At 61.1% G+C, this 25,257-nt stretch carries 15 protein-coding genes and 1 riboswitch; of the genes, 9 read left to right on the forward strand and 6 right to left on the reverse strand.

The genetic code is table 11. The features are described from left to right. Positions 1-104 precede the first annotated feature (104 nt). The 3 genes from uvrB (at position 105) to HMPREF2779_RS03350 (ending at position 4,203) form a co-directional block, all read left to right on the forward strand. On the forward strand, positions 105-2,273 hold the full coding sequence (uvrB, locus tag HMPREF2779_RS03340) for an excinuclease ABC subunit UvrB (RefSeq protein ID WP_105360827.1): 2,169 nt from the start codon (positions 105-107) through the stop codon (positions 2,271-2,273). A 164-nt stretch (positions 2,274-2,437) separates the two neighbouring features. Further along, positions 2,438-2,794, forward strand: a complete 357-nt coding sequence (locus HMPREF2779_RS03345) for a hypothetical protein (protein WP_233992243.1) — start codon at positions 2,438-2,440, stop codon at positions 2,792-2,794. A 203-nt stretch (positions 2,795-2,997) separates the two neighbouring features. Next, on the forward strand, positions 2,998-4,203 hold the full coding sequence (locus HMPREF2779_RS03350; protein ID WP_105360828.1) for a TerC family protein: 1,206 nt from the start codon (positions 2,998-3,000) through the stop codon (positions 4,201-4,203). Positions 4,204-4,314: 111 nt separating this feature from the next. Here the strand turns inward: HMPREF2779_RS03350 and HMPREF2779_RS03355 are convergent, their stop codons facing one another. Together HMPREF2779_RS03355 and HMPREF2779_RS03360 are read right to left on the reverse strand one after the other, a co-directional pair. Further along, positions 4,315-5,766 carry an alpha/beta fold hydrolase gene (locus HMPREF2779_RS03355; RefSeq protein ID WP_105360829.1) on the reverse strand — a complete coding sequence of 484 codons (1,452 nt, stop codon included), beginning with the start codon at positions 5,764-5,766 and terminating at the stop codon, positions 4,315-4,317. Between the two features lie 93 nt (positions 5,767-5,859). Continuing rightward, positions 5,860-8,460: a DEAD/DEAH box helicase gene (locus HMPREF2779_RS03360; protein WP_105360830.1), complete on the reverse strand. Its 2,601-nt coding sequence runs from the start codon at positions 8,458-8,460 to the stop codon at positions 5,860-5,862. A 444-nt stretch (positions 8,461-8,904) separates the two neighbouring features. Between HMPREF2779_RS03360 and HMPREF2779_RS03365 the strand changes: the two genes are divergently transcribed. The 3 genes from HMPREF2779_RS03365 to HMPREF2779_RS03375 all read left to right on the forward strand — a co-directional run bounded on the left by HMPREF2779_RS03365 (position 8,905) and on the right by HMPREF2779_RS03375 (position 14,698). Further along, positions 8,905-10,815 (forward strand): ABC transporter transmembrane domain-containing protein, encoded by a 1,911-nt coding sequence (locus tag HMPREF2779_RS03365; protein WP_105360831.1) that lies wholly within the window; start codon positions 8,905-8,907, stop codon positions 10,813-10,815. A gap of 1 nt (position 10,816) precedes the next feature. Then, positions 10,817-12,565, forward strand: coding sequence for an ABC transporter ATP-binding protein (locus HMPREF2779_RS03370; protein WP_105360832.1), 1,749 nt, complete (start codon positions 10,817-10,819; stop codon positions 12,563-12,565). 210 nt (positions 12,566-12,775) lie between these two features. Continuing rightward, positions 12,776-12,961, forward strand: a riboswitch (TPP riboswitch). Further along, complete coding sequence (locus tag HMPREF2779_RS03375) at positions 12,950-14,698, forward strand: bifunctional hydroxymethylpyrimidine kinase/phosphomethylpyrimidine kinase (protein WP_199774551.1); 1,749 nt, start codon at positions 12,950-12,952, stop codon at positions 14,696-14,698. Its footprint overlaps the riboswitch before it by 12 nt. 457 nt (positions 14,699-15,155) lie before the next feature. On the opposite strand, the gene HMPREF2779_RS03380 is transcribed toward HMPREF2779_RS03375, so the two are convergent. From HMPREF2779_RS03380 to HMPREF2779_RS03395, 4 genes are all read right to left on the reverse strand, one after another. After that, complete coding sequence (locus tag HMPREF2779_RS03380) at positions 15,156-15,866, reverse strand: YoaK family protein (protein WP_158676578.1); 711 nt, start codon at positions 15,864-15,866, stop codon at positions 15,156-15,158. 252 nt (positions 15,867-16,118) lie between these two features. Further along, positions 16,119-16,892: a slipin family protein gene (locus HMPREF2779_RS03385; protein ID WP_105360833.1), complete on the reverse strand. Its 774-nt coding sequence runs from the start codon at positions 16,890-16,892 to the stop codon at positions 16,119-16,121. A 285-nt stretch (positions 16,893-17,177) separates the two neighbouring features. Further along, positions 17,178-18,020: a transposase gene (locus tag HMPREF2779_RS03390; RefSeq protein ID WP_070629640.1), complete on the reverse strand. Its 843-nt coding sequence runs from the start codon at positions 18,018-18,020 to the stop codon at positions 17,178-17,180. A 2-nt stretch (positions 18,021-18,022) separates the two neighbouring features. Continuing rightward, a complete protein-coding gene (locus HMPREF2779_RS03395; protein WP_070686890.1) occupies positions 18,023-20,440 on the reverse strand; it encodes a nitric-oxide reductase large subunit in 2,418 nt (805 codons plus the stop codon). Between the two features lie 622 nt (positions 20,441-21,062). Between HMPREF2779_RS03395 and HMPREF2779_RS03400 the strand changes: the two genes are divergently transcribed. The 3 genes from HMPREF2779_RS03400 to metK all read left to right on the forward strand — a co-directional run bounded on the left by HMPREF2779_RS03400 (position 21,063) and on the right by metK (position 25,242). Continuing rightward, positions 21,063-21,743, forward strand: a complete 681-nt coding sequence (locus HMPREF2779_RS03400) for a lysophospholipid acyltransferase family protein (RefSeq protein ID WP_044150489.1) — start codon at positions 21,063-21,065, stop codon at positions 21,741-21,743. A gap of 177 nt (positions 21,744-21,920) precedes the next feature. Then, a complete protein-coding gene (gene uvrC / locus HMPREF2779_RS03405) occupies positions 21,921-23,861 on the forward strand; it encodes an excinuclease ABC subunit UvrC (RefSeq protein ID WP_070686888.1) in 1,941 nt (646 codons plus the stop codon). A 175-nt stretch (positions 23,862-24,036) separates the two neighbouring features. Beyond that, positions 24,037-25,242 carry a methionine adenosyltransferase gene (gene metK / locus HMPREF2779_RS03410; protein ID WP_005506182.1) on the forward strand — a complete coding sequence of 402 codons (1,206 nt, stop codon included), beginning with the start codon at positions 24,037-24,039 and terminating at the stop codon, positions 25,240-25,242. Positions 25,243-25,257 lie beyond the last annotated feature (15 nt).

Here is a 25,257-nt window from a genome sequence, read left to right on the forward strand (position 1 = left end):
GGGCAGAGGGTATTGCGAGTGCATTACGCGTGATTATATTGCGCCAGCAGAAAAGGGCGACCAATCCTGAGGCGCATTGGGTGGCTTTCCCCTAGGATGGATACATGAGTTACGCACCCGAAATTAACCGCATCGTCGCCCCCTTTGAAGTGGTCAGCCCCTTCCAGCCTGCCGGTGACCAGCCGAAGGCTATCGCCGAGCTCACCGAGCGTGTGCAGAACGGTGAGAAGGACATTGTGCTGATGGGCGCTACCGGTACCGGTAAGTCCGCGACCGCAGCCTGGCTGATTGAGGCGGTGCAACGTCCGACCCTGGTGCTCGTGCAGAATAAGACCCTGGCGGCGCAGCTGGCGAATGAGCTGCGCGAGCTGCTGCCGAATAATGCGGTGGAGTATTTCGTCTCGTACTACGACTACTACCAGCCTGAGGCGTACGTGCCGCAGACCGATACGTTCATTGAGAAGGACTCCTCCATCAACGAGGAGGTGGAGCGTCTGCGCCACTCGGCGACGAACTCCCTGCTGACTCGCCGCGACGTGGTAGTGGTTGCGACCGTGTCCTGCATTTACGGTCTGGGCACGCCCGAGGAGTACATTAAGCAGATGGTGACTTTGCGTCGCGGTGAGGAGATTGACCGCGACGAGTTGCTGCGCCAGTTCGTGGCGATGCAGTACGCGCGTAACGACATGGACTTTCACCGCGGCACGTTCCGTGTGCGTGGCGATACCGTCGAAATCATCCCCATGTACGAGGAGAACGCGATCCGCGTTGAGTTCTTCGGTGATGAGATTGAGGCGATTTACACCCTGCACCCGCTGACCGGCGAGGTAATTCGTGAGGAAGAAGAAATGTATGTCTTCCCCGCAAGCCACTACGTTGCTGGCCCGGAGCGCATGGCGAAGGCTATTACCTCCATTGAGGATGAGCTGCGCGAGCGCCTGCAGACCCTCGAGTCTCAGGGCAAGCTGCTGGAGGCGCAGCGTCTGCGCATGCGCACCACTTACGACCTGGAAATGATGGAGCAGATGGGCTTCTGCAATGGCATTGAGAACTACTCGCGCCATATTGACGGTCGTGCCCCCGGTAGCGCCCCGAACTGTCTGCTGGATTATTTCCCGGATGATTTCTTGCTGATTATTGATGAGTCGCACGTAACGGTCCCGCAGATTGGTGCCATGTATGAGGGCGATATGTCCCGTAAGCGCACCCTGGTGGAGCACGGTTTCCGTCTGCCGTCGGCGATGGATAACCGCCCGCTGAAGTGGGAGGAGTTCCTGGAGCGTATCGGTCAGACGATTTACCTTTCGGCGACCCCCGGTAAGTATGAGCTGTCGCAGGCTGATGGTTATGTGGAGCAGATTATTCGCCCGACCGGCCTGATTGACCCGGAGATTGTGGTCAAGCCGACCAAGGGGCAGATTGATGATTTGCTCGAGGAGATTCGCGTGCGCGTTGAGCGTGATGAGCGTGTGCTGGTCACGACCCTCACTAAGCGCATGGCGGAGGATCTGACCGAGTACCTGCTGCAGCATGGCGTGAAGGTGCAGTACCTGCACTCTGACGTTGATACCCTGCGCCGTGTGGAGCTTCTGCGCGAACTGCGCCTGGGCACCTTCGACGTGCTGGTTGGTATTAACCTGCTGCGTGAGGGCCTGGACTTGCCCGAGGTGTCCCTGGTTGCGATTCTGGATGCCGATAAGGAAGGCTTCCTGCGTTCGACCACTTCGCTGATTCAGACGATTGGTCGTGCGGCGCGTAACGTGTCCGGTCAGGTGCACATGTACGCCGATAAGATTACGGATTCTATGCGCGTGGCGATTGATGAGACGAACCGCCGCCGCGAGATTCAGCAGGCGTACAACCGTGAGCACGGCATTGACCCGCAGCCGCTGCGTAAGAAGATTGCCGATATTACGGATGTTCTCGCCCGCGAGGAAGAGGACACCCGCGAGCTTCTGCAGCAGCGTAAGAGCGGTAAGAAGGGGGCCCGCACGGTGAGTGCGGGTGCGAAGACCGGTTCTGCGACCTCGTCGAAGATTGCCACGAGCACCCCGGAGTCGGAGGCGCTTCTCGCCCGTGCGGAGGCGCGCGTTCGTGCCGACGGCCTGGCGGCGGCACCTGCCGAGGACCTGCTGGATTTGATTGAGCAGATGAACGAGCAGATGCGCGTGGCGGCGGAGAACCTGCAATTTGAGTTGGCGGCGCGTCTGCGTGATGAGCTTGCCGATTTGAAGAAGGAGCTACGCCTGATGAAGGAGGCGGGTCACGCCTAAACCCGGTGTTCTAAGCCCGGCGTTTAGGGGCCGACGTAGGTTTTTCGCCATGAGGTAACTCATTGTTCATGAAGTTCTACTGAGTGCAGATACATGCTGTACACTATCAAGGTGTTTTACGTGTCAAATAAAACCTCGATGCTTCCGAACGATAAAGAAAATCTGTGACTATTTCTCATAACTCTTCAGACGCACACACCACGGGAGCTCGTTCCATTACCCGCCGCAACCTCACCCGCGGCGCGCTTTGGGTTGTGCCCGCTATTGCCGCCTCCACGACGGTGCCCGCATTCGCTGCTTCGGCTGATGATTGCAAGACGGTACACGGCCCGGACTTTACTCAGGTTGGCGGCTGGATGATTACCAACCCTGCCAGTGGCGCCCTGCAGTCGCGCACCAAGAACAAGCCCGTGACTGCGCCGGAGACCGGTCAGGCGTGGTGGTCCATGGAGAGTGCAACCTCACCGAACCCCGCATCCGACAGGTCAGCTCTGCCGGATGCGGCGTTTTGGTGTGCCTAGCTCGCGAAAACCCTCCGGAGGGGCTCCTGTGCGAAAACCTCAACCTGCTGTATAATCGTTCACCGAGCAAGGGAGTATCCCACCAATCGACTCATCGTCAGCACGTTAGCCGAAGGCGCCTAACCGGTGAATCGAGCCGACCTCCATTCAGGCCGGCGGGAGAGACTTGTGGTCCTGTACGCACACCACAAGAAAGGCTCCCCATGGAAGTTACCGGGTTGCAATGGTTGGTTACTATTCTCATCATCGCGGGTCTGTTGGCCTTCGACTTCGTGTTCCACGTTCGTAAGGCGCACGAACCCTCCGTCAAGGAAGCGGCCATCTGGTCGAGTATTTACATCGGCATCGCGATGCTGTTTGGTCTGTATATTTTCGTGACGAACGGCCCCTCCGCCGCCACCGAATTCTATGCAGGCTACATCACCGAAGAAGCTCTCTCGGTCGATAACCTCTTCGTCTTCATGATCATTATGGGCACCTTCCGTGTCGCCCGTGAGAATCAGCAGAAGGTCCTTCTCTTCGGTATCGTCTTCGCGATCCTGGCGCGCGGTACCTTCATCTTCGCCGGCGCGGCAATCATCAACTCCTTCGCCTGGGTGTTCTACATCTTCGGCCTGGTCCTGCTCATGACCGCAGGTAACCTGCTCAAGGACGAACTCACCGAAGGCGACGGCGACGACGAAGCCGACAACATCATGGTCCGCCTCGCCAAGAAGTACCTGAAGACCAGCGACCACTTCGACGGTGACAAGCTCTTCACCATCGAAAACGGCAAGCGCGTCATGACCCCCATGATGCTCGTCATGGTCGCTATCGCCGGTTCCGACCTGCTCTTCGCGCTCGACTCGATCCCCGCGATCTTCGGCCTCACCCAGTCCGTCTACATTGTGTTCACGGCGACCGCGTTCTCTCTCATGGGTCTGCGCCAGCTGTACTTCCTCATTGACGGCCTGCTGGACCGCCTCGTCTACCTCTCCTACGGCCTGGCGACCATCCTCGCGTTCATTGGTGTGAAGCTCATCCTGCACGCAATGCACGAGAACAACCTGCCGTTCATCAACCACGGCGAGCCCGTGCACGTCATCGAAATCAGCACCGAAATGTCGCTGATGGTCATCGTGGGCGTCCTGATCATTACCGTGCTTGCCTCGCTGCTCAGCCCCAAGGGCCGCGCACTGCAGACCATTCAGCGTGTTCAGGCGCTCTCCGAGAAGTACCTGGCACTGCCCGAGGATGCACCCGCCGCCGAGCGTGCGGACATCACCGCCCGCTGGCAGCAGGAAACCGAGAAGCTCAAGACTATTCCGCAGAAGCTGCGTGAAGAGCTGATTGAGAAGGAAGACGAATACCACGCCCTCGTGATGCGTGCCCGCACCGCACAGGATGCGCACGCTTCCTCCTCGAAGTAGTTTGAGCTACTGAGCGTGCGGCCTCACCAGGCTGGCGCTAACACTAAAGCCCCTCACACCGGATCAACCGGGGTGAGGGGCTTTAGCTATATCAGAGATATTTCAGAAGAATTACTGGTTGTGAACCTCAGCCAGCATGTTCTTCAGGTGACCCAGAATGGTCAGCGGGTCAGAACCGAAACCGTCGTGGTGGTGGGTCTTCGAGGTCCACACCTGAGTGTTACCGACCCAGCGAGCGGTCTCCATGGAGTGCTCAAAGTCCACGTACACGTCCGGGTTGTACGCCGCAGCCACCACGGGGACCTCGTTCTTGTGCAGCTGTGCGTGGTCGTACAGGCGACCCCAGTCCTTCTTCTCAGCCAGCAGGTTTGCAACCTCAGCCAGCGGACGCAGCGAGGGATCCTCCTCGTAGTACCAGGGGAAGATGTGCTCGCCGGTGAAGAGCAGACGGTCCGCATCCGGTGCGAACTCGGGGCGGGAAGCCGCCACGCGAGCAGCAGACCAGTTGGTCGGCGCGGGGGAGGGGGACAGCTCGTAGCCGGGGATGCCGGGCAGAACGCCGTCAGCGGGGCCGTCAGCGTAAATGGTCTCGTGCATCAGGGCGTACAGCGGGTTCGCCTGGAAGGTCACCTCGGCACCCATAGCGGTCAGGAACTGATCGGACAGATGGTCGTTACCCTCAGCGAAGGCGGTCTCCAGGAAGTAGTGCAGACCGCGCTCGCGCCAGCGGCCACCCAGGAAATGGCCGGCCATCTGGAAGCGGTGATCGGTCAGACGCTCACCGGTGGGCAGGTACTCCTTGTGGGTGCGCAGGTGCTCAGCAATGCGGGTAGCGAGCTCAGCGTCCTCAGGGAACCAGCTGTAGTACTCCTCAACACGTTCCTTCATGCGGTCGAAGGTGTGCTGGTAGACGTTGTCCACCGAGGTACGAATCGGCGCCAGGCCCGCGGTGATGCGGCAGTCACGCAGCGACTGCGGTGCGAACGACAGGTAGGACAGGGTCAGGAAGCCACCGAAGGACTGACCAATGGTGGACCAGCGCTTGTCGGCACGGTCAGCCAGCAGCACCTCGCGGACAGCCTCCGCGTCAGCGATGATGGAGTCCGCACGGAACAGCTCAGTGTACTCAGCCTGAACCTGCGCATCACCCACAGCGGTGATGTTGCGAGCAGACAGCGGGGAAGACATGCCGGTACCGCGCTGATCCAGAAGAATCACGCGGTGAGTCTTCGCCAGCTCAGCAATCCAGCCGCCAATGGAGCCGGTCTTCGGCGAACCGAAACCGGGGCCGCCCTGCAGGTACACAATGTAAGGGCGCTTATCAGCCGAAACGGTCAGAGTCTCGTTGGTGTTCACAACCTCACGGGCGAACACGGTGATGGTCTGGTCTGCGAAACGGGAGGAGAGAGCGGCATCCTTGCCCTTGGAGAAAATCAGACCGTGGGTCAGGGGAACCTGGAACCAGTGGTCGGTAATCTCGTAGCCGTCGTGCTTGACGACCGAACCCTTGCGGTACTCAACCTTGGGAAGCGAAGAAACGGTCAACGGTGAACCTTCTTTCATTCAAATAGATAGATACTCTGTATTCTAGCCCACTACGGGCAACATCTGGGCAGAGCCTCGGGCGGAGTCTCATTCGGAGCCTTAATCGGAGTCTTAGAACTCGCCCACGCTCAGAATCTTCAGCACTGGGTACCCCGCCTCATCGGATGCCGCCAAATCAACCTCGGCACGAATACCGAAGTCAAAATTATCTTCGGGGTCAGCGAAGCTCTGCTGAACCTTCCACACGCCAGGATGCGCGGCGGTGTCCTCATCCATGCTGACCAGGCGAGGCGAGCGCGCGTCGGCGTCCGTGTAGATGTCGTCGTAGGTGTCGAAGTAGTCGTCCATGGCGTCCGCCCAGCGGTCGGCATCCCAGCCGCACCATTCGTCCAGGGCGCCCAGGGCGCGGTCACGCTCGTCAGCGAAGAGCTCCACGCGGCGGAAGAGGGCGTTGCGCACCATCACGCGGAAGGCGCGCAGGTTCTTCGTCACGGCGGGAGGCTCTTCCTCCTCGATGGAGGCGTGCTCGGCGGCAACGGTGGCGGTGTCTTCGCCGGCTGCCAGCTTCTCCCACTCGTCCACCAGGGAGGAATCGGTCTGGCGTACCAGCTCGCCGAGCCACTCGATGATGTCGTCGAGCTCGTCGGTCACGGTAGAATCGGGGATGGTGTGGCGCAGCGCCTTGTACGCGTCAGAGAGGTAGCGCAGGAGCACGCCCTCGGCACGTTCCAGCGTGTAGTACTGCACGAAGTCGTTGAAGCCCATCGCGCGTTCGTACATGTCACGCACAATCGACTTGGGGCGCGGCTCAAAACGTGCAACCCACGGGGCAGACTGCTTGTAGGTCGTGTACGCCTGATCAATGAGCTCAGCCAGGGGCTGCGGGTAGGTGACCTTGTCCAGCTCGTTCATGCGTTCGGTGTAGTCCACACCGTCCGCCTTCAACTGCGCCGAGAGCTCGTTCTTCGCCTTGCGCTCCTGCGCGTACAGCACCTGGTTCGGCGAATCCAGGGTCGCCTCGATGAGGGAGAGCGCATCCAGGGCGTAGCTGGGGGATTCGGGGTCCAGCAGCTCCAGCGCGGCGACCGCGAAGGCAGACAGCGGCTGGTTGAGGGCAAAGTTATCCTGCAGGTCCTCGGTCAGGCGCAGGTAGGAGCCGTGCTCGTCCGGGGTGTTGGTTCGCTCAATCACGCCGCCGGTCAGCAGCTCCTTGTAGATACCAATCGCCTTGCGCAGCAGCTCGCGGCGGCGCGCGGGGCTCTCATGGTTTTCCTGAATGATGCGGTACGCGGCAATGACCGGGTTCTCCGGGCGGTGCATCAGGTTCAGCAGCATCGAATGGGTGATGTCGAAGGAGGAGGTCAGCGGCTCCGGGGCGGCTTCTACCAGCTGGTCGAAGGTCTTCTCGGACCAGCCAACGAAGCCTTCCGGCGCCTTCTTGCGCTTGGAGGACAGCGACTGGTTAATGCGCTTGGTGTCGTCACCGAACTTCGCCTGCGCCTTAGCCAGCAGGCGAGCGTTCTCAATATCGTGCTCGGGTGCCTGAACCACCACGGTGCCGGCGGTATCAAAACCGGCGCGGCCGGCGCGTCCAGCGATCTGGTGGAACTCGCGGGCACGCAGACGGCGGCTACGGGCACCGTCAAACTTCGACAGCGCCGTAATCAGTACGGTACGGATGGGCACGTTAATGCCCACACCCAGGGTGTCGGTACCGCAGATGACCTTGAGCAGACCTTCCTGAGCCAGCTGCTCCACGAGGCGGCGGTACTTGGGCAGCATACCCGCGTGGTGAATACCGATACCGGCACGCACCAGCTTATTCAGTGCCTTACCGAAGCCCGGACCGAAACGGAACTTAGCAATCAGCTCGGAGATGCGTTCCTTATCTTCCTTGGAGGCAATAGCCACCGACAGCAGCGCATTCGCCTGCTCCAGCGCCGCCTTCTGCGAGAAGTGCACAATGTAGACCGGAGTCTGCTTGGTCTGCACGAGCTCCTGCACTGTCTCCTGAACCGGGGTGGTGGAGTAGTAGAAATGCAGCGGAATAGGGCGCTCAGAATGCGCGACCAGGTCACTCTCACGACCGGTCAGCGCCGTCATCTCCTCCTGGAAGCGAGTCGTATCGCCCAGGGTCGCGCTCATCAGCAGGAACTGCGCCTGCGGAAGCTCCAGCAGGGGAAGCTGCCACGCCCAACCGCGCTGCGGATCAGAGTAGAAGTGGAACTCGTCCATAATGACCTGGCAGAGGTCCGCATCCTTACCCTCGCGCAGGGCAATATTGGCGAGAATTTCCGCGGTGCAGCAGATAATGGGCGCCTCCGTATTAATGGCGGAGTCGCCGGTAATCATGCCCACGTTCTCGGCACCAAAAATATTGATCAGGTCAAAGAACTTCTCAGACACCAGCGCCTTAATGGGGGCGGTGTAGTAGGAGCGCTGACCGGTCGCCAGGCCCGTAAAATGCGCGGCAACAGCCACAGTGGACTTACCGGAACCGGTCGGAGTTGCCAGCACCACGTTATGTCCGGCGGCAATGCTCAGAACGGCCTCGTCCTGGGCGGGGTACAGGGTCATGCCGCGGGTCGAAATCCACTCGGTGAACGCCTCATAGATTTCTTCGGCGGTGAGGGGGTTGCCCTTAAAATCGCGTCGATTGTAGTCGCCGGGGTTCTCGCCCAGCCCGGGAGAAAGAAAATTCAAAATACTCATGAGGATTCCAGTCTATCGGGAATAGCGCGGGCGCGGGGGCGTTATCGTTACGAGGGAACAAACGGGTACTCGCGGAGTGTTTGCGGGGTGTTCGCTGCATCTTTGCAGGGAGTTCGCGGTTCCTTCGCGGGGCGTTTATAGGGTGTTCGGGAGGCGCGGTGCCGCGCTAACGCGGGAATTCCCCAAATTCGTGTAGTGTAGAACAAAGCACTAAAAGTGCAGTGGTGCAAAAACCTGGTGCTCAGAAGGTCGAAAACGTAGGCCTCCATGCCGCATAGATTACCGCGTAGATGCAGAATCCGCCGATTGATGTCGGTGCATATTGAGCGGCTGATGCACGCCCCAAAATACGTTGCATAAATAACGACACGCCCATCTATTGCATAAATAGTGTTGCGTGCCACATTGATAAAGGAATAGGGTAAGAGAAAGGAGAGACGTTGAATGACTGAATACAACGCTGACAAGGCACAAGAAAACGCCGCGCGTGAAGAAGCTACGCATGAAGAATCCATGCATAACAAAACCACGCAGGAAAAAGCCGCTCAGAAGAAAACTGTGCAGAAAAAAGCTGCACAGGAAGTAACCGGTAGCGAACAGCGCAAGGCAGAAGAGGAAGCCCTCAAAAAGCGCCTCGCCCTGCGAGTCACCGCCCCCGGATACAAATACCCCTGGCACCGCTGGGCAATCCCCGTCCTGGGTGAAACCACCGCGGGTACCGGCGCAATCCTGATTCCCGTCATGGTGGGCCAATTCATCAACCAGCACATCGCCGGCAAAGCCCCCGATGCCTGGCCCATGTTCTGGGTAGTAGTCGCAGCCATCACCTTCATCGTGATCAACGAGTTCTTCGGCTGGGGCACCTCCATGACCCTCAGCGCGGAACTTAGCCGCGACTGGCGCATCTACATCAACCGGCTCATGGGGCGCACCCGCGCTGGCGTAGACTCCGGCGAAGCGGTCACCGTCATGAACAAAGACGTACGCCGCATTACGGACGTCTACTTCTCGTTGCCGCTATTCGTCAACGCCATGATTATCGCGACCCTCGGTGCCGTGCAGCTCTGGCTCATTAACCCCGTCACCGCGATTGTCACCCTCATCGGCACGCTCATCGTGGTCGGCGTGATCGCCTGGTACTCGACCTTCCTCGAATCGAAGATTGGCGAATACCGCGAAAAGGACGGTGAAGCCTCCTCACGCGCCTCCGACATCGCCACCGGTCTGCGCACCATCGCCGGCCTCGGCGCCGAAGAACAGATGCGTGAACGCTACCACCGCGGCACCGACGAAGTCTTCGACAGCTACATGCGCTACGAAAAGACGCACCGCTGGATGTACCTCATCCGCGCGCTGCTCGGCGGCGCCGTGACCCTGCTCGGCATCGGCTTCGCCCTCACCGGCCACGTCGAAAACGGCCGCTGGGTCTCCGACACGCCCGCCGCGTCCCTGGTGACCGTCGCCTCCATTATCGCGATGATGGGCGGCCCCATCTGGATTACCCAGAACTTCCTCACCGCATGGCGATACGCCAAGATTGCGCTCGCCAAGGTTGCCCGCCTCGAAGGTCACGCGGGCGTACGCCAGGGCGTGCTGAAGAGCCCGCGCACCGACGAGGAAATGGCGCAGCTGGCACGCGCCGAACAGGCAGTCGAGGCTAGCACCCTCGAGGTGCCCGTACCCGTCGCCCCCGCCGGTGCCAGCAACCCGCGCATCGTGTACGTCAACCCGCGCGACTACAACCTCACCGCGCAAGACTACGCTGAGGCGCTTGCCCGCACCCTGCGACGCGGGGGAGAGGACCTCAAGGACGCAACCGGCCGCCGCGTGCTGCTGAGCGAACCCAACCCCATGATTTTCGCCGGAACCCTGCAGGAGCACCTGCGCCTGGGCACCGTTCCGAACCCCGATGAGGAGCTGGCACAGGCAAAGGATGAGGAACTGCTGAAGATTACCGACTCCCGCGAAATCGCCTACCGACTGGGCGGACGCAACCCCGAAGACTACTTCGCCGCCCGCATCACCAGCGAAGGCGCGAACCTCTCCGGCGGTCAGCGTCAGCGTCTGGCACTCGCCCGCGCACTCGCACAGGACGCGCAGGTGCTCATCCTGACCGAGCCGCTGAACTCCGTGGATGAACCCAGCCAGCGTTACATCTACGATGCGATGGAAACCCAGGTCGGTAGCGACCGCCTGCCCGTCGGCTACCCCGGCCTGCTACAGGATTTGGAGCAGGTCTACGTTGTCTCCACGACCGCGGAGACGACCCGCCGCATGGAACGCGACGGCTACCCGGAAACCGCTCAGTCTGAAACTGTTCAGACCGAAACCACTCAGAATCAGGAGGTGAACTAGCATGGCAAAGCAGCTCCCCATCGAAAGCCCCGCCTACGTAGCACGCCGCATGTGGAACTACCTCGCGGCGCACAAGGGGCGAGCCCTCTACACCTTCGTCATCTACATGGTCAGCACCCTCATGGGTGCGGTGGTGCCCCTGCAGATTGGTGCCACCGTGGACGACGTGGTGGCGGGCAAGTTCTCCAGCTACCCGTGGCAGCCGATTCTGATTATCCTGGCGGCGTTCATCGTGCAGGCGATAACCCTCATGGTCTCCTCGTACAGTGCGGCGCGACTGGGTGCGCTCGTCACCCGTGACGCCAACCAGGACACCCTCGACGGCACCCTCGACCTGGACGCACGCACCGTGGAAGAAGCCGGTAGCGGTGACCTGCTCACCCGCGTGACCGACGACCTGTCCTCGGCAGCCAAGTCCGTCAGCGAGGACCTGCTCGGCGCAATCTACGTGGTGCTGTACTTCATTATCTCCACCATTTCGCTAGCGGTTGTGAGCCCGGCAATGGGCCTGATCATGCTACCCATGATTGCCGGTCTTGCCCTCATCATGTCGAAGATGCTGCCGCTCATGGCGGCACGCAACCAGACCGCCCAGGAGCGCGTGAGTGACCTCAACAGTGTGCTGACCGAGAACATTCGCGGCACCTCCACGATCCGTGAGCTGGGCGTTCACACCGCCCGCGAAGACGCCTTCGCCGGTGAGAACAAGCGCCAGTTCGCCGCGCAGCTGGGCATGGTGCGCATCCGCCAGCTGTACTTCACCGTGGACGCTATCAACGCCTGGATCCCCACGATTCTGTGTATGCTCTGGGGTGCCGCCTGCGTGGCTCTCGGCTGGGCAAGCTGGGGCGCCGTGGCGACCGCCTCGGTCATGGTTTTCAGCCTGCGAGTCCTCGCCGACATGCTGAACCACCACGTCAGCAGCCTGCGCATCATGCTGGTGAACATGGGTCGTGTGTTCGGTGTGGTCTCCCTGGCGAAGAAGCAGCGTGAGGCGCGTGCACAGCACCGTGCCGAAGCGTTCGCCGCCGTATCTGATGAAGCCGTGAAGAACCCGGAGTACGCCATTGACTGCACCGACGTCTCCTACGGCTACTCGCCGGACGCCCTCGTTCTGGAAGGTATCAACCTGAAGATTCGCCGCGGTGAGGCACTTGCCCTGGTGGGTCGTTCCGGTTCGGGTAAGACCACCCTGGCTCGTCTGATTGGTGGTTCGCTGACCGCCCTGGAAGGCACCATCACCGTGATGGGCCGCCCGGTCGGTCACGGCGACTTCCCGACCGATGCCGCCGCCGATGGCCGCCCGCGCCTGCTGGTCTGCACCCAGGAAGCGCACGTCTTCTTCGGTACTCTCGCCGATAACTTTACGGTGGTCGTGCCGGATGCAACCGTCGAGCAGATGGGCGAGGCACTGGACGCTATCGGTGCCCGCTGGTGGCGCGACCTGCCGCAGGGCATGGATACTGTCGTGAGCGGCGCGGATTCGCCGCTGACCCGCGACCAGATTCAGCAGCTGGCGCTGGCACGTATTGTGCTTGCTGACCCGCACGCCGTGATTCTGGACGAGTCCACCACCCAGCTGGAGCTCGCGGACGCAACCGAGTCCCTGAGCGCCGTGCTGGCGAACCGTGCGGTGCTGATCATTTCGCACGATGCGCGTATCGCCTCGCTGGCTGACCGCGCGGTCCTGCTGCACGAGGGTAGGATCATTGCGGAGGGTTCACCGGCAGAGATTTTCGCCCTGACCTAAACCCGGCTGATAGTGCCCGGCTGATAGTGCCCGGTACCGTGTGAAGCGGTGCCGGGCACTACGTGTTTAACGGGTGGTTTCCGTACAAGGGTGCACTGAAATCGGCGGCGGGAGCACTCGCAAGAGTGCAAGACTCAAACGAAAATTTCGGAGAGATTCACTTGTTACCCGCAGAACTTTTAGCTACGGAGAATCATTGTGATAACCTGGCAGAGCGATATGGGGTGCCTTGAGACGCCCGCGACCCGCTGACCCGCCCAAAGACGGGCAACCAAAACAGCGGGCGCACGGAACAGCGGGCGCGCGAAACAGCGTACAAACACTCAAGGCTGAGAAAAACACCCATTGAACCTGCTCTAGTTCGAACTAGCGAAGGGATTATCGATGAAGGCAGAGCAGCCTAGCGCGCCCACGTGCGCATCCACCACCCCCTCTAACCCTGTACCCGGCGCGAGCGCTCCCGGAAACCCCCGGGTATCTCAGATAGCTCGGGTGCCGAGGGTCCTCTCGATTGCGGGAACCGACCCCTCCGGTGGTGCGGGTATTCAGGCGGACCTCAAGTCCATTACCGCATCCGGCGGTTACGGCATGTGCGTGACCACCTCGCTGGTCGCCCAAAACACGTGCGGGGTTCGTGAAGTATTCACCCCGCCCCTGGAGTTTTTGACCGCGCAGCTTGCCGCCGTTTTTGATGACGTCACGGTGGACGCCGTGAAAATCGGCATGCTCGGCGACGCGGACACGATTCGTACCGTCCGCACCTGGCTGAGTGAGCACCCCGTGCCCGTGGTTGTGCTCGACCCGGTCATGATTGCTTCCAGTGGTGACCGTCTGCTGCAGGCGGAAGCGGAGCAGGCGCTGCGTGACCTGGTGCCGCTCGTGGACGTGATTACCCCGAACATTCCGGAGCTTGCCGTGCTCTGCCAGAAGGAGCCCGCCCAGACCTTTGATGAGGCGCACGAGCAGGCGGCGAACCTCGCGGCGGCAACCGGAACCACCATCATTGTGAAGGGCGGCCACCTGTGCGGCAAGGACGCCGGTAACACCGCGGTTTTCCCGGACGGCACCTGCGCGCACGTGCGCACCCCGCGTCTGGACAGCCGCAATACGCACGGCACCGGATGCTCCCTATCCTCCTCGCTGGCAACCCGCCTGGGCGTGGAGCTGTTGCAGCACGCGGAGGCCGCAGAACCTGCCGCAGACCAGAAGAACACTCTGACCAGCGAAGACACCCACCGTGCCCTGCAGTGGAGCACCCGCTGGCTCCACGAATCCATTGCCGCAGGTGCCGGTCTGCAGGTCGGCTCCGGTGAGGGTCACGGCCCGGTGGATCACGCCGCCCGTGCCCGCCGTCTGGAGGCTGCAGCCTCCGCCTACCCGTGGCATCACCTGCTCGCCACTACCGACTCTGAGGGCAACGCTCTTGATGGCACCAGCCCGGAGCGACTGCTGCCGGTCAGCCCCGTATCCGCCGGTGAAGCCGTCGTAAAGCCCGCCGGCCCCTGGACCGCCGCGCTCTGGGCTGCGGGAGGCGAAACCTGGCGCCAGATTCTGGACTTGCCCTTCGTGCGTGCCCTCGGCGACGGCACCCTCGACGAGGACCTGTTCTCCTTCTACCTGGACCAGGACGCCCTCTACCTGCGCGACTATTCGCGTGCGCTCGCGACCCTTTCGGCGCGTGCCGACACCGCTGAGGCGCAGGTGCACTGGGCGGCTGGCGCGCATGAGGCGATTGCCGCCGAATCGCAGCTGCACGAGGGCTGGTTGGCGAACCGCGCACGCCTGGGTGGGCCTTCGCCCATCACCATGGGGTACACGAATTTCCTGCGTGCCTCCGCAGCTGGTGAGGATTATGTGGTCGGCGCTGCCGCGATTCTGCCCTGCTACTGGCTGTACGAAGAGGTGGGCGCTGTGCTCTCCTCGCAGAACCACGCGGACCACCCGTACGCGGAGTGGTTGAGCCTGTACGGTGGCGAAGAGTTCGCCGCGGAGGTGGAGCGTAGTCTCGCGGAGGTGGAGCGTGCGTTTGAGGCGGCTTCACCGGCTCAGCGTGTCCGCGCGGCGCGGGCGTACCTGTCGGCGTGCGTGTATGAGCGTGAGTTCTTCGACCAGGCTCACCGGGCACTGCGGTAGTTCGTCGGGCGCTGCGCTAGAGGCTCGCGCGGGGTTTGGGACGCCGGTGCTTTAGGTGCCGATTTTGGGGCTGAATACCGCCCCGGCATGGCGTGAGATGGGTGATTGATGCTTCACTCAACCTGCCGCCGGTTCGGGTGCCTTGCCGGTTATGCTTAAGGCGTCGGTGAAAACCGTTAGCGGCAGGATTCCGGCCCTCACCCAACTGGCTGATGTACCTGCCGCGCCCGCACCTCTACGGCGTGTAACCGACCAGTTTGGCCCGTCGCAACCACCTCATCCAACCCCCGCGGCGGGCCAAACGCCTTCCTTCCCAGTTTTCGGGGCTTCGTTTGAAAGCGTGTGGCGTGTAAATCCCGCATAGAAATATCCCGTGCAGATACTCTCATCTGCACGGGATATTTTGCTGTTCTGTTTTCTGCTCTGCCCTCGTCTATAGCCGCAGATTGGGTGAATCTTATGCGCCCTGGTTCTCACGAACCTCTTTCTTTTCCGCCTGGTAGCCGAAGCAGAACGCAGCGCCCGCGATCAGCGCCGCCAACCAGATGGAAAATACGCCAAACCATCGGGTGACAAGCGCCATGAGAATCACGCCAGCTATGAAAGAGGCGACTACGAGAGAGTAATCAATGGCTTTGAGCAGAGCCGTACGGCGCTGTGCCTTCGCCTCATTTTTTGTGTCTCCGTCGGGGGTTTTCCGCGTGAGGTACAGCGAACCGGCGGTGTACCAGGCACTGAGCATTTTGCGCCAGTTGCCGCTGGTCATGAAGAGCGAAAAGGGGTTTTCGCCAATGCGTGTATCCGCGAGGGCGTGAATCATCAGACCGACGGTGAACGCCAGCGCGCCCACCTGAAAGCTATTGCTCAGAGTTCTATCCATGAAGGGTACCGCGAAGCAGACCAGAAGGAACGGCAGGAGTGTGCCGATGCGCCAGTGTCTCATCCGGGCACGTTGACCGAGTAGATCATGAATGAAATGCCCTGCCAGATACCCGAAGCTGAAAAGAATAACGGAGAGCCAGCGCAGGTGCACCACATGCGGTGCGTCACGGTGCAGATCGGCGATGAGCAGAATAAAGTTACCGGTCTGCGTGGCAACGAGCGCTTCATAGTGGATGTGCGAGAAGACGTCCACTGCGCCGCCCAGGGAGGCGAGGAGCAGAGCCATGACGCGCCCGTAGCGTCGAGGTGCTGGGATGCGGTGTAGCATCTCGCGGAGGTGGTGTAGCATGCGCCTTCTCTCACGGTGGGTGGGTCTGTGCGTAGCAGTAATGCCGCTGGTTCCATGCTACGGCATAAGTCAGCAGGGTACCGGAGAGGATAAGCACCCCGCCGGGTAACCCCTGTTAAAGCGAAGGCCCCGAGCAGGTGTCTGCTCGGGGCCTGCATACTATTCGGTTTTTAGCTCGGGGAGAGTAGCTTACTTGCTCTCGCCCTTGAGTGCACCCACGAGCGGACCAATCACGTCCATGGGCAGCGGGAAGACCACGGTCGAGTTCTGGTCGGCACCCAGCTCCAGCAGGGTCTGCAGGTAACGCAGCTGCAGGGAGGCGGGGGACTGGCTCAGAATGTCGGATGCTTCCTTCAGCTCGCTGGAGGCCTCCAGCTCACCGCGTGCCGAAATGATCTTTGCGCGGCGCTCACGCTCAGCCTCAGCCTCGCGAGCCATGGCGCGCTGCATAGCCTCGGGAATCTCAACGTCCTTGATTTCGACGAGCTCCACCTGAATACCCCACGGCTCGGTGCGCGAACCGATGATGGAGCGCAGGTCCTCGTTCAGGTCCTCGCGGTGTGCGAGCAGGGTGTCCAGGTCAACGCGGCCGAGCAGGGAACGCAGGGTGGTCTGCGCAATCTGGCTGGTGGCAATCGGGTAGTTCTCAACCTCAAGCACGGCGTTCTTGGCGTTGGTCACGCGGAAGAGGACCACGGCGTTCACGCGGGCGGGAACGTTGTCCTTGGTGATGACTTCCTGCGGGGGAATGGTCAGGGTGATAACACGCATATCAACGCGCTGCAGGGAGTCGACGAGGGGGAAGACGACGTTCAGGCCGGGCTCCAGTTCCGAACGCAGGTGACCGAAGCGGAAAGAGATGCCGCGCTCGTATTCGGGGATGACGCGGAACATACGAATCAGAATAAAAAGAACAATGACGGCAACTGGGATGAGGATAGTTGCCAGAGTGACGGGATCCATGGTTTTCCTTCACAAGTATTGGGGGAGGACGGTATGTGTGCCCACCTGCCCGCGCCTCGTACGGTGCAGGTAGTAGGGGGTGCCCGGTAACCGGGCTGTGTTTGGGGGAGTTTAGAGAGGGGAATTTTCCGTCCCGGCGGCATGCGGTGGTCGGTGCTTTAGCGGCACCCCGCCTGGAAAACTCAAAAGAGGAATAAAAGAGAATTCCACGCAGGGTGGCTGCCGAAGCTAACAGACGGGACCAATCGACCGATCAGCCGCCGGAACGGAAAAACTTGTGCAGCGCTACTTCTTCGCCATCTGCTCTGCCAGCTTTTCAGCAGCCTCAACCTCAGCCAGGTTCTGCTCCTGCAGGACCTCATTCGTGGTCTTGTGCAGTCGCTTAACCGAGGTGCCGGTACCGCTCCATGCGGGGCGGTCCGGGTCGAGGGCAGAGGTACGAACCGGCAGGGTTGCCTCCGCAATCATCTGCTTGCGGGTCTGCTCGGTACGGCGCTTACGCTCATTCGAAACGCCACCCCACTTCGCCGCGAAACGATCCATCTTCACGTTCACCGATTCGTCAGCGGTGGATGCGTGAATATGCTTCGGATCGTTCTCGAAGTTCGCGGGGGAACGCATGAGCTTCACAGCCAGCGGGTAGGTCAGCGACAGGCAGACCACCGCGGCGGCACCCTCCACCAGAAGCTCCAGCGGGGAGTGCCAGACGATAGCGGCACCAATCAGGATGACCACGCCCAGCAGCGAGACAGCAACCGCCAGCCCGCGGTGGAAACGACCCGACTCGGAGTAGGGCCATTCGTCCACTTCGCGGGTGAGCTCGCGGCCGTTCGCCGAGACAGTGCAGCTGTCCTTAATCGGGCAGGTGTTGCACACGCTGGGCTTGGCGCGGTAACGCATCACTCGGTTATCCGAGTCGAATGCGGTCGCCCACAGCCACTGGTCTTCGGGGCAGAGCCACGCGTCGCTCTCTTCGTGGTAGGTGAACCCGAAGGTTCGCGCCGCCACCATGCGCTGGCTGGTGCGCTTGGCGAGAATATCGAAGCCCCAACCCACGGCGACCAGGCCGAGCGCGTACACGCAGGCCAGCCACACGAGGAAAGAAACTCCAGCAATCTGCTCAGGCATGGTTAGCCTCGACGATCGCTACGGTAGGGGCTGGTCTGCTCGGGCAGCTTCTCGGCAGCCTTAGCGCCGGCGAACTCTGCGATGCGAGCGTCCTCAACCACCTCGTACAGCGGCGGTTCGGGCAGCTCCAGGACGGTTTCCTTAGCGTTCTTGGAGAAGATCTCCTTGATACCCAGCAGAGCCAGCTTAATCAGCGGGATAATGCCGACCAGGAAGATCACGTCACCGGGCATACGCATCCAACCCATCACGGCGGAAGCACCGTCGTGAATGAACGCGAAGGAACGAGCCTCGTAGTAGCCTTCACCCACGGACTTGTACAGCTGAGCAATACCCAGCGGCAGCAGCGAGATGAAGGACATCCACAGCAGACCAATGTTCAGGGTCCAGAAGGAGAACTTCAGACCCTTCTCAGGCCACTTGTCCTCAGGGATCAGGTAGCGCAGACCAAACACCGCGAACGCGATCGCGAGCATACCGTACACACCCATCATGGATGCGTGTGCGTGGTTTGCAGTCAGTGCCGTACCAATCTCGAAGTAGGACACGATTGGCAGATTAATCAGGAAGCCGAACACACCAGCGCCGAGGAAGTTCCAGAAGCCCACAGCAATCAGGAACATAACAGCCCAACGGTGCGGGAAAGGCTTGGTGCGGTTGGAGTACTGGCGAGCACCCAGCTGCATGAAGCCCCACGCCTCAACGGTCAGGAAGGTCAGCGGGATAACCTCAGCAGCCGAGAAGAACGCACCGAATGCCATCTGCTCGGAGGGGGTACCGACGAAGTAGGTGTGGTGCAGAGTACCGATCACACCACCGACGGAGTAGAGCACAGCGTCCATCATGATGATGGAGATCGCGATGCGCTCGCGGACCACGCCGAGCAGCACGAAGATGTACGCCACCATGACGGTGGTGAACAGTTCGAGGAAGTCCTCCACCCAGAGGTGAACCACCCAGAATCGCCAGAATTCGGCGACGGTCACGTGAGTACGCTGACCTGCGAGCAGGCCGACCGCGTAGAACATGGGGATGGCGAGGCCGGAGAAGAGGAACAGCCACGGCAGGGAGGTTTTCTTCGAGCCCTTCAGGCGAGCGGAGAGGGTACGCCAGACGATGACGATCCAGATGAACATACCCGCGGTGAGCAGGATCTGGAAGAATCGCGGCAGGTCCAGGAACTCCCACTGCTGCGAGAAGAAGCCGGTGAATTCCTTGGGGATGAGGCCCTTCTGAGAGAACCATTCGTTCAGCAGCGAGCCGAGGACCACGAAGACCACAGCGCCGATGAGAACGTAGGTGAGCAGGCCCTGCTTCTTGGGTTCGCGGCGGGTAATCAGCGGGGCGATGAAGATACCGCCCGCCAGGAACGCGCCTGCGGTCCAGAAGAGGGAGAGCTGAAGGTGCCAGGTTCGGGATACCGTGTAGGGCAGCAACTGGCCCATGTCGATACCGAAGAATCCGGTGAGTTCTTCACGGTAGTGCTCGGTGAGCGCACCCACCAGAGCCTGCAGCAGGAACAGCACCAGGATCGTTGCGAAGAGCAGGCAGGCTGCCTTCTGCGAGGGGGTCAGGCGAACTTCGTCGGGCTGACGGAAGTCGAGGACGGGGGCCTCTTCCGCATGCCAGCCGATAGCGCGGGACCAGCGGCCGTAGATGGCGAACATCAGACCGGTACCACCGATGAGGGCAATCAGGGAGAGTGCCGACCAGACCATCAGATCCGCGGTGGGCTTGTTGTCCACGTTGGGTTCGGAGGGCCAGTTGTTGGTGTAGGAGTAGGGCTGGTCGGGGCGGTCTGCCGCCGATGCCCATGCGGTCCAGCCGAAGAATGCGACGATGTCGTGCAGTTCTTCGTCGTTCTTAATGGCGTTGGGGAACAGGCCCTGCGAGGTGTCACCCTTCATGAGGGTTTCACGGTAGTGCTTGAGCATGAGCTGGTAGCCCTTGGTCTCACCAGCGGACCAGGTGATGGTCTTAGTCTGCTCGTCGTACTTGTTCTCCTTGCGCCACTCGTTCTTGACGAGCTCGCGGGGGTCCTGCTTGCCCTGTTCACGGTACTCCTTGACGGCAGCATCTGTGGTCAGGCGCAGGTATTCTGCAGTGTAGTCGGGGCCGAGGTAGGCACCGTGACCCAGAACGGATCCGTACTGCTGCAGGCCGCGTCCCTGGAACAGTTCCTGACCGTGCAGAATCTGTTCTTGGGTTGCGATAGTTTTGCCGTCGTTGCCGACGATTTTGTCGGGGAGCGGCATGGAGAGTGCGTAGGTGCGCATTGCAAGGACTGCCATGATGGTGAAGCCCAGGAGCATCACAAACGCAACAGCCTGTACCCAGCCTTTTCCGGCATAGGCACCGACCGTGTCTGAGCGGCGGGCAATCTTTGCTGCCTGCGCACGCGAGACGGGTTTTGTAGCCATAGTGTATGTCTCCAGTGTGCGTGGATTGTGTAGGTGGAGTGGTTCCGACGCACATCCGCTGGAGGGGCGGCTCACTATGTTCAGGGTGAATCGTCCTTGAGGGAGGTGCGACAGCCCACCCTGCTCTCATTTTTGCATATTAAATGCGTATTTACGAAACTTTGCTGACGTATCGTCACAATATGACAGGCGTATTCAGGCATAAAAGCCACAGTTACAAGGCAAAAAAGTTCGAATGTTACGTTGAGGTTGAATCCTTAGCTTCCGTGCCGCTTTTCCGCCTGTAACGGGGGGACATAGGGCGGAAGCTATGCAGGCTCCCTCAATCAGGACTCTTACTCGGGTTCCTACTCGGGCTTCTACTTGAGCTTCTACCGGAAATCTTGCCGGAATTATTGGTGGGAGGCGCATCCCAGCATGTGGAAGGGGAATGCGGCACCCCTCACGTTCCTACACTCGGGTGTGGAATAATAAAACTCGGTACTACTAAACACAGTACAAATTTTTTCAGTACAGATTCTGTGCACCCACACGGTGTACCCTCAGAAGGGGCCACTCACCCCGCACCCACGGCAGCCCGCCACCACAGCCCGCAATCTATCGGCACCTCAGGAGAGTTCACGTGCTTCTCTACAAATCCACCCAGAAAGCAGTCACCGGAATCCTGCGCACCGTCTTCCGCGCCCGCGTGACCGGACTCGAAAACTTCCCCGCCACCGGCCCGGTGATTGTCGCCTCCAACCACCTGTCCTTCCTGGACTCCATCATTATTTCTGCCATGATGCCGCGCCGCGTGGCGTTCCTCGCCAAGGCTGAGTACGTGAACACCCCCGGCCCGCGCGGCAAGATGATGAAGGCATTCTTCGAAGCCGTGGATATTATTCCCGTGAACCGCTCCGACCGTTCCGAATCGCTCAAGGCGCTCGACATTGCCCTGGAGAAGCTACAGGAGGGTAAGGTCTTCGGCATTTACCCCGAGGGCACCCGCTCCCGCGACGGCTACCTGTACCGCGGCAAGATTGGTGTGGCGTGGCTGGCGCACATGACCGGCGCGCCCGTGGTTCCGGTTGGTCTGATTGGCACCGACCGCCTGCAGAAGCCCGGCTCGAACATGATTTACCCGCGCCGCTTCACGATTCGTGTGGGCAAGCCGCTTTACTTTGAGAAGACCGGTGAGAAGATGACCGGCAAGCAGCGCCGCGTCACCACCGACACGATCATGGATGAGATTGCTCAGCTGTCCGGTCAGGCGCGAAAGCATGAGTACAACGTTTCGCCCTCAGCCGCACGTGACGCAGGCTAGGGCACTCGCCGCCTATACCGCGTAGACTTAAACCGCGCATTCACGCACCGACCCCCGCGTTATGGGGGAGATGGGTGCAAGATGCGCGGTTTGTCGTATGTGCGAGCCTGGGATGACCTCGGTAGCCCAGCAGCGGCAACCCCGCAGAAAGCCCAGTAGAGCGAGGAGAAAGTACCCATGGCAGAGCCTTCCAGCTACCGCCCCGCCCCCGGCGAAATCCCCACCGACCCGGGCGTTTACCGTTTCCGTGATGCCGACGGCCGCGTCATCTACGTGGGCAAGGCGAAGAACCTGCGCAACCGACTCAACAGCTATTTTGCGTCCCCGCAGACGCTGAGCCCGAAGACCTACGCCATGGTGCATACGGCGGCAAGCGTGGAGTGGACCGTGGTGGCGAGTGAAATGGAATCGCTGCAGCTCGAATACACCTGGATTAAGGAGTTTTCGCCGCGATTCAACATTGCGTTCCGCGACGATAAGTCGTACCCGTACCTGGCGATTACCGTCAATGACGTGTACCCGCGCGCCATGGTGACCCGCGGCGAGCGCCGTAAGGGCGTGCGCTATTTTGGTCCGTATTCGCAGGCGTGGGCGATTCGTGAAACCCTGGATGCGCTGCTGCGTGTGTTCCCGGTGCGCACTTGCACGAATGGCGTGTTTAACCGCGCGAAGAATAGCGGCCGCCCCTGCCTGCTCGGCTATATCGATAAGTGCGCAGCACCGTGCGTGGGCAAGATTAGCGCCGAGGAGCACCGCGAGTTGGCGCGCGGGCTGACCCGGTTTATGGGTGGTGGCGCTGAGAAGCATATCGCCCAGTTGACCGCGGAAATGAAAGCCGCCGCAGCTGATATGGACTTTGAGCGCGCCGCGATTCTTCGTGACGATATTGCCGCGCTGACTAAGGCGTTTGAGCGTAACGCCGTGGTGCTCGGCGCGACCGTGGATGCCGACCTGTTCGCCTACGCTGAGGACGACCTGGAGGCGTCCGTTCAGGTGTTCTTCGTGCGCGGTGGCAGGATCCGTGGCCAGCGCGGCTGGATCGTGGAGAAGGTCAACGACAGCACCGACGCGCAGCTCATCGAACAGCTGATCGCGCAGGTATACAGCGATATTGCGGCGAGTCTCGCCTCCCCGAAGGATGCCGAGAAGAGCCTGAACAGCTACGATATTCCGCGCTCCGTGCTCGTGCCGGTGGAGCCCGAGAATAAGGAGCAGCTGGCGTCCTGGCTGGCGGAGGTGCGCGGCGGCCCCGTGGAGATTAGCGTCCCGCAGCGCGGCGACAAGGCAGAGCTCATGAAGACGGTCGCCGAGAATGCGCGCCAGTCGCTGACCCTGCACAAGAGCCGCCGTGCCGGTGATTTGACCACCCGTAGCGCTTCCCTCGTGGAGCTGCAGGAGGCGCTGGAACTGCCCGATCCGCTGCTGCGCATTGAGTGCTACGACATTTCGCATGTGCAGGGCACGAACGTGGTTGCGTCCATGGTCGTCTTTGAGGACGGCATGCCCGCGAAGAACGCCTACCGCACCTACAGCATTACCGGCGACGCCGCGCGCGACGATACCGCCAGCATGTACGACGTCATCACGCGCCGCTTCAAGAGGCACCTGGCGCAGCAGGCTGAACGCGAAGCTGCGCCCGTGCAATCCGGCGAGATTGACGCCTCCACGCCCGAGCCGGCGAAGTTCGCCTACCCGCCGAACCTAGTGCTCGTGGACGGCGGCCCGCCTCAGGTGGCTGCCGCCTCCGCCGCGCTGAGCGACCTGGGCATTACGGACGTGTACGTTGCCGGCATCGCTAAGCGCCTGGAGGAACTGTGGCTACCGGACGACGACTACCCGGTCGTGCTGCCGCGCACCTCGCAGGCGCTGTACCTGGTGCAGCGCATCCGCGATGAGGCGCACCGTTTCGCTATCACCTTCCACCGTTCCAAGCGCGGTAAGGCGATGGTCGCCTCCGCCCTGGATGAGGTGCCCGGTCTGGGCGAGGTGAAGCGTTCCGCGCTGATTAAGCATTTCGGGTCGGTGGCTCAGATTAAGCAGGCGAGCGCCGAGGAGCTGACGGCGGTGCCGGGTATTGGTCCGGCGTTGGCTCAGAAGATTCTGACGGCGCTTGCCTAAGCGCCTGCTGGCGCTGACCTAATCCTCTGGCTGGCGCTGGGTGAAGGCCCGCCCGGGGTGTGAACGCAGCACCCCGCCTCGTAATGGCGCTTAACAAACGTGTCATAATTGAAGGAAACCGTCATCATTACGAGCGCGCTATCTTCGCGCGCCCTCAACCAGTAGAGTGGAAACCGTGAGTAATAACCATCTGCGCCTATTCACCAGCGAGTCGGTGACTGAAGGCCACCCCGATAAGATTTGTGACCAGATTTCTGACGCCATCCTTGACGGCATCATCGCCCAGGATCCCGCAGCGAACGTTGCTGTGGAGACCATGGTGACCACCGGTCAGGTGCATGTTGCTGGTGAGGTGACCACCTCCAGCTACGTCGAAATCCCCTCCATCGTGCGCGAGACCATTCTGGGTATCGGCTACGATTCCTCTACCCGCGGCTTCGACGGCGAGTTCTGCGGCGTGTCTGTCTCCATTGGTGAGCAGTCCCCGGACATTAACGCCGGCGTGTACGAGTCCCTCGAGGTTCGTCAGGGCATTGCTGCTGACGAGTACGACCGCCAGGGTGCGGGCGACCAGGGCATCATGTTCGGTTACGCTTCGAACGAGACGAACGTGCTGATGCCCGCCCCGATTTGGCTGGCGCACCGCCTCTCTGAGCGTCTGACCAAGGTCCGTAAGGACGGCCTGCTGACCGAGCTGCGCCCCGACGGCAAGACTCAGGTAACCCTCGGCTACGATTCGAACAACGTGCCCGTCTCCGTGGACACCGTCGTTGTTTCGAGCCAGCACACCGCAAGCTACGACCTGGCTGACCTGCGTGCAGACATTGAGAAGCACGTTATCGCGCCGGTTCTGGGCAGCGTCGAGCTGGATTCCTCCAACGCTAAGTTCATTGTGAACCCCGCTGGCCGCTTCGTTCAGGGTGGCCCGGTGGGTGACGCGGGCCTGACCGGCCGCAAGATTATTGTGGACACCTACGGCGGTTCGGCTCGTCACGGTGGTGGCGCGTTCTCCGGTAAGGACCCGTCGAAGGTGGACCGTTCCGCAGCGTACGCAATGCGTTGGGTTGCGAAGAACATTGTGGGTGCCGGTCTTGCCGACCGCGCCGAGGTTCAGGTTGCGTACGCTATCGGCCAGGCAGCGCCGGTCGGTCTGTACGTTGAAACCTTCGGCACCGAGAAGGTCGACCCGATCAAGATTGAGAAGGCTGTGCGTGAGGTCTTCGACCTGCGCCCGCTGGCAATCATTAACGAACTGGATCTGCGCCGCCCGATTTACAAGAAGACCGCAGCTCACGGCCACTTCGGTCGTACCGAGCCGGAATTCACCTGGGAGCGCCTGAACCGCGTGGATGCACTGCGTTCGGCAGTGTCCTCCTCCTAATATCTGTCAGGGTAG

This window comes from Rothia sp. HMSC069C03 (assembly GCF_001811075.1).
GTDB classification, from domain to species: Bacteria; Actinomycetota; Actinomycetes; order Actinomycetales; family Micrococcaceae; genus Rothia; species Rothia mucilaginosa.